We start from the raw sequence: 749 nt of genomic DNA, 5'->3' as shown, positions 1-749 counted from the left end.
GAACAGCAGCGTCCAGCCGAGCGCCGGCGTGACCAGCGCCCAGGGCAGGGCAGAGCCCGCCCGGGGCAGGGCCGCCCGGGGCAGAGCAGAGCCCGCCCGGGGCAGGGCACGTCCGTTGTTTGCCGAGCTGCTCATGAGCGCTATCGGCTCATTTCGCCTGCAGCATTTCGGTCCACATATCCTGCATCTTCTTGTCGAGATCGGCGTTCGGCGCCGGATAGGCCTGGGCGCGCGCCAGGAAGCCCGGCTGCTCGTCGAAGCGCAAAACCTTCTTCTGGTCGTCGGTGAGTGCGGCCTTGGTGTTGGCCGGCATGCCCCAATAGCAGGAGGAGGTGGCAAGGCGCGCCTGGCCTTCCGGGCTCATAATGTACTGGATAAACTTCAGCGCCATGTCCTTGTTCTTGGAATCCTTGAACATGGCCAGCGACTGCGACCAGAGAATCGCACCCTCCTTGGGGACCGAGAAGTCCAGCGCCGGGTTTTCCTTGGCCAGGCCCGCCGTCACCCATTCGCCGCCGCCGACCAATATGTCGACCTCGCCGGTCGCAAGCGCCGTCTGGCTGGCGGTCACTTCGCCGACCAGCTTGGCATTGGCCTTCATCTTCAAGAGCTCGTCCTTGAGGGCGGGCAGGTCGGCTTCGGTGAGATCGGCCGTCTTCTTGCCGATCGCCAGTGCGGCCATGCCGATGACCGGCAGGTAGTAGTCGTAGATGGCGACCTTGCCCTTGTACTGGTCGCCGGTGAGGGAG

Annotated in this window: 1 protein-coding gene; it reads right to left on the bottom strand. The window is 65.0% G+C overall.

Translation table 11 applies throughout. From position 1 onward, the window contains the following. Positions 1-148: 148 nt before the first annotated feature. A partial coding sequence (locus EN964_RS36150; protein ID WP_127277572.1) for an extracellular solute-binding protein occupies positions 149-749 on the bottom strand: 601 nt, incomplete at its 5' end.

The sequence above is a fragment of the Mesorhizobium sp. M7A.F.Ca.CA.001.10.2.1 genome (genome assembly GCF_003998575.1).
GTDB lineage: Bacteria > Pseudomonadota > Alphaproteobacteria > Rhizobiales > Rhizobiaceae > Mesorhizobium.
The sequence above is the reverse complement of the archived record's forward strand: the minus strand, read 5'-3'. Positions and strand labels throughout refer to the sequence as shown.